Here is a 12,951-nt window from a genome sequence, read left to right on the forward strand (position 1 = left end):
CTCAGGCCTCCTGGATGTCGGAGAAGCGGATTGAGACGCTGCCGAGGCCGGAGATCCGGGCGACCGCGACTGCACCGGAGACAACCGGCCGCATCGGGCCAAGAGCACCGGAGAGCACCACCTGACCCGCGAGCAGCGGTGCCCCGAAGTCCCGCGCTTGTACCGCCAACCACTGAAGCGCCAGAAGCGGGTCGCCAAGACACGCAGACCCGTGTCCTGTCGAGTCCTCTTGGCCGGTCACGGTCATGAGCATCTCGACCTCGCGAGGCTCGAAGTCCTCGAGGCGCCGGCGCTCGTGCCCCAGCACGTATGCGCCCGCGGAGGCGTTGTCCGCGACCGTGTCGCCGAACGAGATGTCCCAGTTCTGGACCCGACTGCCGCAGATCTCGATTGCCGCGACAGCGTAGTCAACGGCGCCGCGGACCTGTTCGAGGGTCAGCGGGCCGACGATGAGGTCCTCCGCCAGGACGAAAGCGACCTCAGCCTCGACCTTGGGCTGGAGCACGGCGTCGAACGGGATGGTGTCACCGGCGACGTACGCCATGTCGTCGAACAGGATGCCGAAGTCCGGCTGGCCGACGCCGAGCTGCTCCTGGACGGCCTTCGAGGTGAGCCCGATCTTTCGTCCGACCACCGTCGAGCCGAGCTCGACACGTGCTGCCGTCAGGACCTGCTGAACTGCGTATGCGGCGTGAACGTCATCATCGCCGATCAGCTCGCGCACCGGCGCGCACGGAGCATGGGTGTGCGTTGCTTCGAGAAGACGGGACGCCGCCTCGTCCACCAACGCTGCGGTGACTGCACTGTTCTCCATCGTCGGCACGTCTGACACTCCCGGGGTCGATTCCCTGACGTACGCAACTCTCGGCAGTCACCCCTCCCAGTGTGCGGCCCGTTCCGGTCAGCGGCACACGGAGTTCCCGCACCGCTGGCAGCTACTGGCCTTCGACCGGGCGCGCCGTCGGCGCGAACTGCCTGACCTGCGGGAGTGTCGTCACCATGTGCATGACTGCCTTGTCGCTGAGGCAGATCTGCCGGTGCGGCACATCACCCGGGAACCGTACGAAGTCGCCGGCGCTGAGCTCGACCAGGTCCGTCACCGGACCGATGCGAACACGACCCGTCACCACGTAGATGTGGTGGAGCGCACCGGGGGCATGTGCGTCGATCTCGCCCGAGTCGTCTCCTCGCGTCATGCGCAAGAGCGTCGTTCGGACGTATCCGGAACCGTAGATCTCGTCCAGGGCCCGCTCCTGGTGTCCGTTCGACGCCTGCCACTCGCCCTGCTCTGCCCGCTGCACGAAGACCGGCGTGCCCCACTCGGTGACGAGACGCCGCAGCGACACGTCGAGCGCGGCACCGAGAGCGGCGAGCGTCTCGACCGTCGGGTTGCCGACACCGTTCTCCAGCTTGGAAAGCGTCTGCTTGGACAGCCCCGACCGGCGCGCCACATCGCCCAGGCTCAAGCCACGTTCGACCCTGAACCGCTTCGCGTTCCGCGCCACCAGCTGATTGCTCTCCATGAATCGCGCCCTGTCACTTATAATTCACGTTCGTCACTCTTGTATACCGTCACTTTCAATGGTCATGATGTCATCTATAAGAACTCGCCGCTAGTACCCGGAGACTCCCATGAGCGACATGATGACCACCGAACGCGACGACCGGGCGGCGATCGACAAGGCGTTCAGTCTGTTGACCTGTTTCCGCGAGCAGGCAGCGAGCGGCGTCGGGGTGAGCGAGCTGGCCCGCCGCGCCTCCCTCAGCAAGTCGACCGCGTTCAGGGTCCTGCAGCTTCTGGAGAGGAACGGTGCGGTCGAGCGGATCGGTAGCTCCTACCGGTTCGGTCAGCGCCTGCACGACCTCGGCACGGCGGTCTACTCGCCGGAGCAGGACCGGATCCGTGAGGTGCTCACGCCGTTCCTCGCGGACCTGTACGAGTTCACCCACGAGACTGTTCACCTTGCAACCCTGCACGGCACCGATGTCGTCTACTTGGCCAAGCTCTACGGTCACCGACGGGTTCCCGCGCCGTCGCGGGTGGGCGGCCGGGTACCGGCGCACTGCACGGCCATCGGCAAGGCCCTCATCGCTCACGACCCTTCGACCTTTGACCTCATCACCTCGCACGGCCAGCTCCAGCGGCTAACCGACAACAGCATCATCGACGCCGAGGATCTGTCGCTCCAGCTGCACCGGATCCGGCGCGACGGTATCGCGCTTGAACTCGAGGAGTGCGCTCCCGGCCTGGCCTGCGTTGCCGTTCCCGTCTTCGGCGTGGGGAACCGGGCGGTCGCCGGCCTTTCCGTGTCCGGGCCGGCAGAAGGCTTCGACCCCCGGGCCTACGCGGCCGCGCTTCGGAAGGTGAGCCACGTGGCTTCCCAGGCACTGAAGCGTGCCGGCGTCGGTGCGACGTTCCGTTCCCTCCAGTCCCGCGCCTCCTGACAGAAACGCGCGGGGGCGAACGGCGACAGCTCTTCGGCGCGGTCCTCCCGTGGGGTCACACCGACAGGACTGAACGCGTTGAGTCGCGCAGCCGCCGAACCTGAGGGCGGCGGCGGCCTGCGATCACAAGCAGGGCTCACGCACTCGGCACGCGGTCGAGATCCATGTCGACACTGGTGACCCATTCAGGCTCAGCGACAGCAAGGCGATACGAGCCGCCCTGGAGGTCGACGTCGAGCACGTAGCGGAAGCCGGCGCTCTCTGCGGAGCGGAGCGCGTCCAGGTCATCGATGTCGGTAGCGATCACGACTCGACGACAGAACGGATCTGTCTCCTCCACCGCGGCGACGACTCTCCCCAGCACCTCGGTCCAGGCGCCTGGAGCTGCGAAGCCGGACAATGCGACCTCGACGTCGTGCTCGCCCACCGGGTAGGCGTGGCGAAGCCGGCTCTTGCGGGCTCGCGTGAGCTCGACCTCCCCCTCGCTCCCTGCGAAATCCATGCTCAACCTGACCGAGCTGGTGCCTCCATCACGACGCAGCACCCTGACGTCCCCGAGGCTGATGGACGACAGGTCGGCGTCAGGCACTGGTCTCATCGACGAGTCGACGAATGCTGCCCTTGTCCAGCTTGCCAGAGGCGTTTCGTGGGACTGCCTCGACGACCATCAACCGGCTGGGCAGCTTGTACCGCGCGAGGTGTTTCGCAGCGTGGTCCCGAACATCGTCCAAGGTGATCGAGGCGCCCGGCTCCAGGGAGACGATGGCGACCACGGCCTCGCCCCACTTCTCATCCGGCACACCGATCACGGCTATGTCGCCCAGCCCGGGGAGGTCCGCCAGGGCACGCTCGACCTCGGCCGGGTACACGTTCTCCCCACCGGAGATGATCATGTCCTTGAGCCGGTCGACGATGAACAAGCATTCATCCTCGTCGAGGTAGCCGATGTCGCCGGTATGGAACCAGCCCTCTGCATCGAAGGCAGCACCGGTCGCCTCCGGGTTCTTCCAGTAGCCCGGAGTGACGTTCGGGCCCCGGACGAGGATCTCGCCGCGCTCGCCCTCGGGCACAGGCTTGTTGTCGGCGTCGACAACCATGACCTCGGTGTAGGGCATGGCCACCCCTGCGGAGCCGATCTTGCTCAGCGTCCAGTCGGCCGGAAGGTGAGTGGCGAAGGGCGCCGTCTCGGTGAGACCCCAGGCCTGCTGCAGCAGGACGCCGCGGTCGGACCAGTCCCGGATGAGGGAGGGCGGAACCGGAGCACCCGCCACCACGACGGACCGGAGCTCTTTCAGGTCCACCGTTGGGTAGGCCGCAGAACGCTGCATCGCCTGGAACATCGCGGGAACCGCGAAGGTCGAGTTGACGCCGTACTCGGCGTAGTCGTCGAGCGTCTCCTCGGGCTCGAACGCTCGGCGCAGAACCATCCTGTTGCCGCGCACCAGTGACCTGAGGGCAAAGCTGTTCAGCGCCCCGATGTGGAACAGGGGCGCTGCGACGTGGGTAGTGTCGCCGATGCGCGAGTCGACCATCAGCTCGACGTTCAAGGAGTTCCACCAGGCGTTGCCGTGGGTGAGGATGACTCCCTTGGGAAGGCCTGTCGTCCCCGAGGTGAACATGAGAACAGCCGGGTCGTCCTGGTCGCGCTTGACGATGCTCGCCTGCGGCTCGACAGCTTGGATCAGGCCGGTCCAGGTCTCCCAGACTCCCCCGGGTTCGGCTGCCGGAACCTCGCGGTCGTCGTCGACGAGCAGGTACCGCTTCAGTGCAGGAGGCGCGGGGCTCAGGCTGTCCACGAGGCCGCGGTGGCCTTCTTCGCACACCAACACCTGGGCGCCGCTCCGCTCGAGCACGGTGGACAGCTCGGGCCCGGCGAGCCTGAAATTCACCGGAACGTAGATCGCGCCGAGGCGGAAGGATGCCAGCATGGTGACGAGGAACGACGTGCTGTTCATGCCGAGGTACCCGACGCGATCGCCACTTCCCACCCCCGCTTCGGCGAGTACCGCGGCGAACCTGGCGCTCTTGTCGTCGAGCTGCGCGTAGGAGAGGTCACCTCCGCGGTAGATGACCGCGGTGGCGTCCGGCCGGACACGCGCATGCCAGGCGACTGCCGCGGCAGGATTGATGTCAACGCTGGTCATGTGAGCTGCTCCTCAGAGGTTGTCGCCGCCGGCATCGCTTCTGAAACCTCTGACGCCCATGCCGCCGTCGACCGAAATGGCCTGACCGGTGATGGGGCCTGCTTGTTCGCGAGAGGCCAGGAGGACGTAGGAACCGGTGAAGTCGTTGGGGTCGGTGCTCGAGTCCCACAGCGGGATCGGTGGCCTGGGCGAGCTGTCGTTGTTCTTGGCGAACGAAGTCGCGATCGACCGCCCTGCCAGGTCGAGCGACGCAGGCCCCCGGAGATCGGTGTTCATCCCACCGCAGGCAACTCCGTTGACCCGGACCTTGGGCGCCAGCTCGTAGGCAAGTTCTCGCATGAGGCCGAGGCAGGCGTGTTTGCTCGCGGTGTAGACCGGCCCGCCACCGTTGACGTAGAACGAAGCGTTCGACAAGGTCATGACGATGCTGCCGCGGGTCTTGACGAGCTCCGGCCACGCTGCGTGGCTCGCGAGCAGGTAACCCTTCACGTTCACCGAGAACAACTCGTCGAACGCCTCGGCAAGCTCATGTCCGGTGAGCTTGGTGAGCTGACGCTGGAAGTCCCACATGCCGGCGTTGGGAACCAGGACGTCGAGCCTGCCGAAGCTTCGGACTGTCTGATCCACCGCATTCGCCAGGTCCTCGACGGACCGGACGTCACCTTCGATGGCAAGCATGCGTCGAGGGTTGCTGCTGCGAGCGATCACCTCTTCGAGGCGGTCCTTGCCACGCCCCATGATGGCCACGGCGGCACCCTCGTCGATGTACCGGTGCGCCACGGCGGCGCCGATCCCGGACCCTCCGCCCGTGATTAGTGCGCAGTACCCCTCGAGCCAGCCGGTCACGACGGGGCACCCAGGAAGTCGCAGACGTGGCGCTCGAACTCAGCCTGCCTCTCGAGCTGCACCCAGTGGCCACAGTTTCCGAAGACGTGCAGCTGGACATCGCGGATCAGCTTGAGCATCAGCTGGGCTCCGTCGAGCGTGATGGTGCGGTCGTCCCTGCCCCACAGGAGCAGGGTCGGGGCCTTGATGAGGTGGAGGTTCTTCCAGAGCGGGTCCATCCCGTGGCGTTTGGCAAAGGCGGCGTTGTAGCGGTGATAGAACTCGATGTGGCTCTCGTCCAGTGAGGCCTCGTAGCGAGCGCGGACCACGTCCTCGCCGAACTGCTTGTGGTCGAAGACCATCGTGCGGATGAACGCGGCCATCTTCTTCTCCGACGGTCCTGCCCCGTTGAAGTAGCTGAACATCTGCTTCTGACCCTCGGTGGGTGTGGGGCCGAACGGCAGCCAGCCGCCACCGGGTGCCATCAGGACCAACTTGACGACGCGGTCGCGCTGGCTCTGGGCCATCGCGATCGCCGCGGCGCCACCGAGGCTGTTGCCGAGAAGATGGAACTGGCCGATGTCGAGGGCGCCGAGGGCCTGGCACAGAGCGTCGACGGTGATCTCGGTGATCGAGCGCGCATCCAGCTCGGCTTCCGAGGGACGGTAGCTGTCGCCGAAGCCCGGCTGGTCAGGAAGCACCACCCTGAAGTGCTGTGCCAGTGCGGGCAGATTCTGGTGGTAGTTGCTGACACCCGATGCGCCCGGTCCTCCGCCGTGCAGCATCACCAGCACAGGTCCGGAGCCGACCTCGGCGACGGCGATGTCGCCCAGGGAGGTAGGGACGGTGCGGCGGGTGATCTCGAGCCCGATGCGTTCAGTGGCGGTCACGGGGTGGCCTCTCAGAAGAAGGTGGAGATGTTCTTGGACATGAGGACGCTCTGATCGAGGAGGATGACCCGGCGTGCCACCTGGAAGCCGCCGCCGGTGCACCGGAGAACGTCCTCGCGGGATCCGGCGAAGACGTTCTCCTCGCGCTCGAGACGGTTGCGGTAGACGAGGAAGGCGGATCGGACGGAAAGGTCTCCCGCCGCGAAGCCGGCGTGTTCCTCGGGGTCGACGTACCGAGCCACCACGTTGGTGACCAGGTGCCGCGTTCGGGAAGGAGGGTCCTCGGCCCAGGCCATCCCCGAGTCGAATCGTCGGATGCGCCACGCCAGTGATTCCCTGGACTCGTCGTAGTACGCCGCCTCGCCCCGGGCCGCGGTGGCGAGGGCCTGTTGGCGTCGCAGTCGATTGGTTCGCGTCGGCATCCAGTAGTCGAGGTCGTCGGCCATCAGGGCCAACCAGTCGGCATAGCGACCGTCGTCGAGCAGCTCCGCCTCCTGGAAGTAGAACTGCTGGACCTCGAAATGGATCTGGGCGGACGCAAGCGCGCCGGCCACGGGTCCGGCTTCGGCGCTGGTCTCGGTCGTCGTCACCCTGTCATTCGACCCTTCAACGGTGTGCGACACCATGCGGCGTGCCGGTGTTCGGCACGCTCAACCGCGAAGAAGCTTGCGCAGGTCGGTGGTCGGGTCAGCGAGCTTTCCCGGGTCAACCGGCATGCGTCGGTCGACCATGCGACGCGCCGCGCGTACGACGTTCGAGTCGTCGACAGCCACGGCTCCGACGATCTGCCCGTCCTTGAGGCCGAAGAGAGCGAACGGTGGTTCTCCGAGCGTGCCGCGGACAACCGTCGTCGTGGCACTGGCCAAGGAGCCGATCGCCTCCACGTGCATCCCGTGTCGGTCGGTCCAGAACCAGGAGACAGTCTCTGCCGGAACCGGCAAGCCCAGGATCGTTGCTGCGGCGCGCGCTCCGTCGAGCTGGGCTGCCTCCCAGTGTTCAGCGCGCTTGGCGACCGACCCGTTCACCCTGCGGCGAGTGGGGTCACCGACCGCGAGGACGGCGGGATTCGACGTCGTCTGGCCGGCGTCGACGACGACGCCCCGGTCCACCTGGAGACCGGCCGCCTCTGCGAGGGCGGTGTTGGGTTTCATCCCAACACCGAGGACGACAGCGTCGAAGGACTCCGGCGTCCCGTCGAGCACGGTCTCGATCCCCACGGCGGTCTGTTCGAATCCTGTGATCCCTGTCTGCAGGGTCCGAATCCCGTTGACGGCGTGGACGGAGTGCAGCCAGTCGGCCGCTTCGTGACCAATGGCTGCTGAGAGAGGCGAGGCAAGTGGGTCGACGAGCGTCACCTCGGCGCCGAGCCCGAGCGCAGTCGAGGCGACCTCCGCGCCGACGAGTCCCGCGCCGACCACGAGGATTCGCGCCCCTGGGAGGAGAGCCCGCCGCAGGCGACAGGCGTCGTCCGCGCTTCGGAGGACGTGGACAGCGTCAAGGTCCGCGCCAGGAACGGCAAGTCGCGCCGCTTCACCTCCGGTCGCGAGGACGACGCGGTCTGCGTTGAGCCGCTCACCGGTGGCCAGTTCGACCACGCCAGCCGCTGGCACGATCGCTGTTGCTGTCGCGTTGTTGCGGAGCTCGACGCTCTGTTCGTCGTACCAGCCGGGCGGCTGCAGCGCGATGTCCGCGAGCCCCTTCTTGCCGGCGAGGTAGTCCTTGCTCAGCGGCGGTCGGTCGTACGGGTGCTGGCCAGCATCGACCAGGGTGATCCGGCCCAGGAACCCGCCAGCGCGGAGGGCGCTGGCAGTACTGATCCCGCCGACGCCGCCTCCGACGATGACGACGTCGTTGACCGTCACGGCGCCTCGTTCGGATACAGCCAGACATCGCCGTCTCGGACCTCGACGCGGTGCGGACATGTGTTCTTCGTCGCCGGAAGCCCTTGAACCTCGCCGTTCTTCAGGCAGAACTTGGAGGCGTGCATGGGACACTCGACGTGGCCGTCCTCGACCCACCCATCGGCCAGCGAGGCAGTCTCGTGGGTACAGGTGTCGTCGAGGGCCCAGACACTGCCGTCCTCGTCCCGGAGCAGAGCGATGTTGCCGACGGTGCCCGTGACTGCCTTGTCGATGGCGATGCCTTCGCCCTCAGCGATGTCGTCGAGCTTGGCAACCAGGATTCCGTCGCTCATCGTGCGTCTCCTTCGTGCCAGGCGGGGGTGTTCATGAGCGTGCGCCAACGCGCGTAGAACGATCGGCCGGCGGCGTCGCTGTAGAGCTCCGAGGTGGTCCCCGGGTGACGCCCGTCGTGCCGCTCGGAGCCAAGTCCCATCTGGTAGTTCAGCGCGACCCCGTTGGTGATGAATCCGTGAGCGATCGCCTGGCACTCGGACCAGTTCTCACCGTCGTCCTGCTCGAAGATCCCGGACGGGCCGAAGGTACGCAGGTTGTACAGGCGCTGGGCCTGCTTGACCTCCTCAGGCCACGACTTGTCGACGACCGTCCACGCCCAGACCTCCATCCGGTCCGGCCCCTTGGGATGCCAGATGCGGATGGACCCGTTGACCGGAAGGTAGGAGAAGTTCGGGAAGACGGTCGCGTGCCCGTTGGTCAGCGGCCCCTCCACACGGGCATCACCGAGCCGCTCGCGAAGAGCCGTGTAGTCGATGTGGTCGTGAACGGTGTTGGCATCGAACCTGTTCTTCGGGTGCACCGGGAACCCTGCACCGTGGCCGTTCGGGTCGACGTACTGGCGACCGGTCCGGTGCACGATCTTGTCGCGAGGCCCCTTGCCCGTCGGCGACATCACCATGAGCGCGGAGGCGTGACTCATGTTCACGTGGTACCAGTCGGTCGCGAACTGCTCCGCGGCCAGCTTCCAATTGCCCTCGAGGACCCACTTGTGGACACCGCCGATGACCTCGGTGCCCTCGTCGTCGTGGTCGAGCATCGCGTCCATGTAGTAGGCCATGTCGCCGAGCGAATCGCCCAACGGGACCGGAGCAGGGTTCCAGGTGGCGAAGACGAGTCCGTTGTAGGTCTCGATGTGCGGCACCTCGACAAGCCCCCACTGCTCGCGGGCGAAGGACTCCGGGTAGCCGCCCTCGTTCGGCACCGACACCAGGTTGCCGTCCAGGTCGTAGGACCAGCCGTGGTAGCTGCAGGTGAAGTTCCGGGTCTGCCCGAAATCGGCCCGGCAGACACGCGCCCCCCGGTGCCGGCAGGAGTTGAGGAACGCCTTGAGCTTCCTCTCGCGGGTGAGCGTCACCAGGACGGGGTCCTCGCCCATGAAGGTCGCGAAGAAGTCACCCGGCTTCTTGAACTGATCTGTGTGGGCCAGGAAGAGCCAGCTCGGCGCAAAGACGCGCCGAAGTTCCTGCTGGTACACCTCAGTGTCCGTGAAGACGGCACGGTCGAGCAGTCCGCCCTCGGAGTCCACTAGGCCGGACACGTCCAGAGTCCGCTGGAGCTCGGCGGGCCTGTTGAGAGCACCGTGTGGCGTTTCGGTGGCGCGCCCGCTGGTGCCACACGGCGACGCGGGCGCGTTGGTCGGCTCGATCGTGGACGTCATGGGGTCAGGGAACATCTCGGGTGCGGAGCGCATCCACTTCGCGTGCCGTCCACCGGCACATGGCATGCCCGAGAAGTGCCCAGCGAGCACGGTGGACCCATGAGAGCTGCCGTCGCGACGTCGCAGAGCGCCACCGACCCGCTGTCCTGCCTCGAGCTTCTCGAGGTGCCGACCCCGACCCCGTCGCCGGGCTGGGCGCTGGTGAAGGTTGTCGCTTCGTCGCTGAACATGCACGACTTGTGGACCCTCCGTGGCGTGGGGCACCCGGCGGGACTCCTCCCCCGCATCCTCGGGTGCGACGCCGCCGGGTACGACGAGGACGGCAACGAAGTGGTCGTCTACCCGATCGTGGCCGACGCCGACCGCGGCATGGGCGACGAGACCATCGACCCGCAGCGGTCCTTGCTCTCCGAGGGACACGACGGTGCGTTCGCCGAGTACCTGACGGTGCCGCGACGAAACCTTCTCCCGATGCCGGCCGGCCTCTCGTTCGACGAGGCGGCCTGCCTTCCCGTTGCATGGGGCACCGCCTACCGCATGCTCTTCACCCAGGCACAGATCAAGCCGGGCGACAAGGTTCTAGTACAGGGTGCCGGCGGAGGCGTCGCTTCAGCTGCCATCATGCTGTCATCCGCCGGTGGCGCGGAGGTCTACGCGACGTCGCGGAGCGAGTCGAAGCGCGCCGAAGCGCTGGCCTGGGGCGCAGCCGGCGTCATCGAGACCGGCGGCCGACTCCCGGGCAAGGTCGACGTCGTCATCGAGACCGTGGGCGAGGCGACCTGGGCACACTCACTGAAGTGTCTGCGCCCGGGCGGCACGATCGTGATCGCCGGAGCCACCAGCGGGATGAACCCGCCGGCCGACCTCGGTCGGGTGTTCTACCAGCAGCAGCGCATCCTCGGCTCGACCGGCTGCACGCGTCACGAGATGGTCTCCCTTCTGCAGATGCTCTCCGCCACCGGCGTCCGTCCCGTGATCGACCAGACCATCGGCCTTGACGAGATCCACAAGGGCTTCCAGCTCATGATCGAAGGCGCCATCACCGGCAAGATCGTCGTCCACCCGAACCACGACAGCTAGACCTGAAGGAGCACCTTGCGATGACTGCCGCCGTCCTCGGACTGTCCCACTCCCCTCTCATCGGGAAGAACGACCCCGCAGCCGACGTCCTCGCGGCGGTCGATGCCGCGGTGGACGAGGCCCGCACGTTCGTGAAGGCGTTCGACCCCGAGCTCGTGGTCCTCTTCGCCCCGGACCACTACAACGGGTTCTTCTACAAGGAGATGCCGCCGTTCTGCCTGGCGACCGACGCGAACGCGGTCGGAGACTTCGGGTCGGCGTCGGGACCGCTCTCGGTGGACAAGGAGTCCGCGAAGCACCTCGCCCAAGGGGTGCTCGATCGAGGCATCGACCTCACCGTCTCTGCCCGGATGACGGTCGATCACGGCTTCGTCCAGCCCTTGGAGGTCATCTTCGACGGGATCGACCGTGTCCCCGTGGTTCCGGTCTTCGTCAATGGTGTCGCAACACCTCTCGGGCCGGTCTCCCGCATCCGAGCGCTTGGCACCGCGATCGGGCAGGCCGCCGCCGACCTCGACAAGCGGGTCCTATTCCTCGGCTCAGGCGGCTTGTCGCACGATCCGCCCGTGCCGGTCCTCGACGGCGCGCCGCCTCGGGTCGCGGACGCACTCATCGAAGGGCTCCCGCCAACCCCTGAGCAGCGAGCGAAGGGCGAGGAGCGGGTGGTCGCGGCCGGGCGTGCGTACGCCGCCGGCGAGTCCACGATGATCCCGATCAACCCCGAATGGGACAACCGTCTGCTCGACCACTTCGAGAAGAACGACCTCGAGCCTCTCGACGAGTGGTCCGTCGAGTCGATGGGCAAGGAAGGCGGCGGCTCCGGGCACGAAGTTCGGACCTGGATCGCTGCATTCTCAGCCCTCTCGGCGACGGGCGACTACGAGATGACCTCGCGCTTTTACCACCCCATCCCAGAGTGGATCGCGGGCTTCGCGGTTGCGACCGCTCGCCCTGTCTGAGCCTGGTGCTCCACGCTCGTGAGGTCGGGCCGACGGACGCAACAGCGTGCTGCGACGCCCTCAACGTCCAGGACGGCTGTAGCGACTTACGAAGGGGCGCACTGCCGCTCGTCAGTCTCGGCACTGAGGGCCACATCACTCCGCCGACACGGGCGGTGAGGGCACTGGCCTGCTCCGAACCCGACATGGGTTCGCATCGAGGGCGCGGTGCATCTCGCCAACGTCGAGCAGCGGGACCCGCGCCTACTTCATTCCCAGGCGCAGGGCGCCGTCGAGCCGAATCGTCGCCCCGTTCAGCATCGGGTTGTGGGCGATGTGCCTCACCAGCCCGGCGAACTCCGACGACTTGCCGAGGCGGGACGGGTGCGGGATGGACGCTCCGAGACCGGCCTTAGCCTCCTCGCTCAGGATGTCCATGAATGGAGTGTCGAAGACGCCCGGAGCGATGCAGTTGACGCGGATGCCCGAGCGAGCGAGGTCACGAGCAGCAGGAAGGACCATCGACACGATCCCGCCCTTCGATGCCGCGTAAGCGATCTGACCCATCTGTCCCTCGTACGCGCCGACACTCGAGGTCAGGACGACCGCACCTCGGGTTCCATCCTCGTTCGGGTCGTTCGCGGCCATCGCAGCCGCGGACAGGCGCAGGAGGTTGAAGGCACCGACGAGGTTGACGTCGAGCATCTGCCGGAAGGGGGCGAGCGGGTGGGGCGAGCCGTCCCGGCCGAGGGTCTTGGCGACCGTGGCTACACCTGCCGCAGAGACCGCGAGCCTCAGGCCGTTCGGGGCACCCGCTGCTACCGAAACTGCTGACGCGACCTGGTCCTCGTCCGTCACGTCGGTCTGGACGTAGCTCGCGTTGTCGCCGAGCTCGTCCGCAAGCTGCTTTCCCGCATCGGCGTTGCGACCCGCGATCACCACGAACGCGCCTTCGGCGGCGAGGACTCGCGCTGTCTCGGCTCCGAGGCCAGAGGTTCCACCGGTGATGAGTACGCCTGCGTTCTTGAGTTCCGTGCTCACGGTTCTTCTCCTCAT

14 protein-coding genes are annotated in these 12,951 nt (G+C 67.0%); 3 read left to right on the forward strand and 11 right to left on the reverse strand.

Going from position 1 to position 12,951, the window contains the following annotated elements:
* Position 1: 1 nt before the first annotated feature.
* Positions 2-814: a 2-keto-4-pentenoate hydratase gene (locus tag ACVW00_RS18225; RefSeq protein WP_457112309.1), complete on the reverse strand. Its 813-nt coding sequence runs from the start codon at positions 812-814 to the stop codon at positions 2-4.
* A gap of 121 nt (positions 815-935) precedes the next feature.
* Positions 936-1,523 (reverse strand): helix-turn-helix domain-containing protein, encoded by a 588-nt coding sequence (locus ACVW00_RS18230; protein ID WP_457112310.1) that lies wholly within the window; start codon positions 1,521-1,523, stop codon positions 936-938.
* A gap of 109 nt (positions 1,524-1,632) precedes the next feature.
* Between ACVW00_RS18230 and ACVW00_RS18235 the strand changes: the two genes are divergently transcribed.
* Complete coding sequence (locus tag ACVW00_RS18235) at positions 1,633-2,445, forward strand: IclR family transcriptional regulator (RefSeq protein WP_457112311.1); 813 nt, start codon at positions 1,633-1,635, stop codon at positions 2,443-2,445.
* A gap of 136 nt (positions 2,446-2,581) precedes the next feature.
* Here the strand turns inward: ACVW00_RS18235 and ACVW00_RS18240 are convergent, their stop codons facing one another.
* The 8 genes from ACVW00_RS18240 to ACVW00_RS18275 form a co-directional block, all read right to left on the reverse strand.
* Positions 2,582-2,947, reverse strand: a complete 366-nt coding sequence (locus tag ACVW00_RS18240; RefSeq protein WP_457112312.1) for a hypothetical protein — start codon at positions 2,945-2,947, stop codon at positions 2,582-2,584.
* 79 nt (positions 2,948-3,026) lie between these two features.
* On the reverse strand, positions 3,027-4,589 hold the full coding sequence (locus ACVW00_RS18245; RefSeq protein WP_457112313.1) for an acyl-CoA synthetase: 1,563 nt from the start codon (positions 4,587-4,589) through the stop codon (positions 3,027-3,029).
* Positions 4,590-4,601: 12 nt separating this feature from the next.
* Positions 4,602-5,435 carry a 3-(cis-5,6-dihydroxycyclohexa-1,3-dien-1-yl)propanoate dehydrogenase gene (hcaB, locus tag ACVW00_RS18250; RefSeq protein ID WP_457112314.1) on the reverse strand — a complete coding sequence of 278 codons (834 nt, stop codon included), beginning with the start codon at positions 5,433-5,435 and terminating at the stop codon, positions 4,602-4,604.
* Positions 5,432-6,304, reverse strand: a complete 873-nt coding sequence (locus tag ACVW00_RS18255) for an alpha/beta fold hydrolase (RefSeq protein ID WP_457112315.1) — start codon at positions 6,302-6,304, stop codon at positions 5,432-5,434. Before ACVW00_RS18255 ends, hcaB begins: the two co-directional genes overlap by 4 nt.
* Before the next feature lie 11 nt (positions 6,305-6,315).
* Positions 6,316-6,894 carry a 3-phenylpropionate/cinnamic acid dioxygenase subunit beta gene (locus ACVW00_RS18260; protein ID WP_457112316.1) on the reverse strand — a complete coding sequence of 193 codons (579 nt, stop codon included), beginning with the start codon at positions 6,892-6,894 and terminating at the stop codon, positions 6,316-6,318.
* Positions 6,895-6,954: 60 nt separating this feature from the next.
* On the reverse strand, positions 6,955-8,226 hold the full coding sequence (locus tag ACVW00_RS18265; RefSeq protein ID WP_457113138.1) for an NAD(P)/FAD-dependent oxidoreductase: 1,272 nt from the start codon (positions 8,224-8,226) through the stop codon (positions 6,955-6,957).
* Positions 8,163-8,498, reverse strand: a complete 336-nt coding sequence (locus ACVW00_RS18270) for a non-heme iron oxygenase ferredoxin subunit (RefSeq protein WP_457112317.1) — start codon at positions 8,496-8,498, stop codon at positions 8,163-8,165. The genes ACVW00_RS18265 and ACVW00_RS18270 overlap by 64 nt, the downstream gene beginning before the upstream one ends.
* Positions 8,495-9,877, reverse strand: a complete 1,383-nt coding sequence (locus tag ACVW00_RS18275; RefSeq protein ID WP_457112318.1) for an aromatic ring-hydroxylating dioxygenase subunit alpha — start codon at positions 9,875-9,877, stop codon at positions 8,495-8,497. The genes ACVW00_RS18270 and ACVW00_RS18275 overlap by 4 nt, the downstream gene beginning before the upstream one ends.
* Before the next feature lie 99 nt (positions 9,878-9,976).
* Here ACVW00_RS18275 and ACVW00_RS18280 point away from each other — a divergent pair, with 99 nt between their 5' ends.
* Positions 9,977-10,957 carry a zinc-binding dehydrogenase gene (locus ACVW00_RS18280; RefSeq protein WP_457112319.1) on the forward strand — a complete coding sequence of 327 codons (981 nt, stop codon included), beginning with the start codon at positions 9,977-9,979 and terminating at the stop codon, positions 10,955-10,957.
* Positions 10,958-10,977: 20 nt separating this feature from the next.
* Complete coding sequence (locus ACVW00_RS18285) at positions 10,978-11,916, forward strand: 3-carboxyethylcatechol 2,3-dioxygenase (RefSeq protein WP_457112320.1); 939 nt, start codon at positions 10,978-10,980, stop codon at positions 11,914-11,916.
* A gap of 243 nt (positions 11,917-12,159) precedes the next feature.
* Here the strand turns inward: ACVW00_RS18285 and ACVW00_RS18290 are convergent, their stop codons facing one another.
* On the reverse strand, positions 12,160-12,936 hold the full coding sequence (locus tag ACVW00_RS18290; RefSeq protein WP_457112321.1) for an SDR family NAD(P)-dependent oxidoreductase: 777 nt from the start codon (positions 12,934-12,936) through the stop codon (positions 12,160-12,162).
* Positions 12,937-12,951: the final 15 nt, after the last annotated feature.

It is taken from the genome of Marmoricola sp. URHA0025 HA25, assembly GCF_054059435.1.